This window comes from Bradyrhizobium guangdongense (genome assembly GCF_006483445.1).
In the GTDB taxonomy this organism is placed as follows: domain Bacteria; phylum Pseudomonadota; class Alphaproteobacteria; order Rhizobiales; family Xanthobacteraceae; genus Bradyrhizobium; species Bradyrhizobium guangdongense_A.
In genome coordinates, this window is sequence record NZ_PPPT01000339.1 from 1 (window position 1) to 1,419 (window position 1,419).

2 pseudogenes are annotated in these 1,419 nt (G+C 66.5%); one reads left to right on the forward strand and one right to left on the reverse strand.

The window, feature by feature from the left end:
• Nucleotides 1-954: pseudogene (locus C2U70_RS32650) on the reverse strand (flagellar hook-length control protein FliK); the annotation flags it as partial.
• Between the two features lie 344 nt (nt 955-1,298).
• On the opposite strand from C2U70_RS32650, the pseudogene C2U70_RS32655 reads away from it, so the two are divergent.
• Nucleotides 1,299-1,419: pseudogene (locus C2U70_RS32655) on the forward strand (tRNA 2-thiouridine(34) synthase MnmA); the annotation flags it as partial.

A 1,419-nucleotide genomic window follows, 5' to 3' on the forward strand; every position in this document is an offset into this window, starting at 1 on the left:
CGCGGTCGCGGCGGAACTGGCTGATGTCGCGGTGAGGCCGGCCGGCTTGGCCGAGTCCTTGTCGCCGGTGATGTCCGACACGTCCTTATTGGACTGCGCGGTGACGGCTTCCTTGAACCCGGTTTTTGGCGTCGCCTTGTCGACGGCGGCCACAAGGGCGCCGCTGGTCTGCGGATCGGTCGGAGCGGAGTCGGCCGTGCCGGAAGCGGCCGCATCCGCGAGTGCCGCCTTTGCCGCAGCGGCATCGGCATCTGCAGTTTTCGCGGTGGTGTCGGTCGTCGCTGTCGTGGCGTCGGTCTTGGCCGTCGCGGGTGCCGCGATCTGTGCGGCCGTCGAGGCGCTGGCCGCGATACCTGCGGCGGCGATCGTCAGGGGCGAATCGGTGGCGGTGTTGACCTGGGCTCCGGTCGCAGCCGGATCGGTCGGCGCGACCGGCACGGGGACGATGACGGCGGTCGGATCGGGCGTGGTCTGGACGGCTGCCTGCTGTTGCGCGGTGTCGGCGGCCTGCAGGGCGGCGGCAAGGGCGTCGGTTTCGTCGGTCGGCTCGGACTTTGATTCACCCGACTTGGTGGCCGACTTGGTCTCCGCCGTCTCGGGCTTGTCCTTGACCTTATCCTTGGCCGGGCCCTTGTCGGTATCGGCAGCGGCGGTCTTGTCGGCCGAAGCGGCATCGTCGGCCTGGTCGTTCGACTTGGCCTGCGAGGTCTGGTCGGCAGCCGAGGTGTCGCGGCTGCTCTTGTCCGCATTGGTCTTGTCGGAGGCGCCCTTGGCGGCGTCGGACCGGCGCGGGGCGGGATCGGGCGGCTGGGTGCTCGTGGCGGCGTCCGTATTGCTGTCAACGAGCGCGCCGAACTGGTCGCCGGCCGCCTTCGGCTGCTGCGACTTGGCAGATTTCGACGGTGTGCTCGGCACCGGAACGCTTGAAGCTACGTCGGACGTCACGCTGACCACGGGAAACCTCTTGCAATAAACTCGGGTCAGGGATCAGCAAGGAGTGGGCCAGTCGATGGCTCTGTGTATTTATTAAGCGATTTCAATCTCTTGCGGGAGCGGCGAGGAGTCCGGCGGCGCTCGAAACGGGGTCTCATTTCTGCCTCCCGGCAAGAATTGCCTTGAAGCTCCCCCAAATCCCGCCCATGCGATTGCTTCACAGGAATGCGGCCTATATTAAAGGGTAGCTCTCAGCCGCTTTCGACCGGGCAAGGTGACCTCGTGGAACTCCGTTCCCGCGGCTGCTTGTTCCCCGGCTCAAGAAGCGGGAACTTCATCGCCGCAGGGCGTATCGACCGGAAGCCATGCTCAACAGTCTGGATCTCGAAGGCCGTCCGCAGGACACCAGGGTCGTCGTCGCCATGTCGGGCGGCGTGGACTCCTCGACGACGGCTGCGCTGTTGAAGGCCGAGGGCTATGACGTCG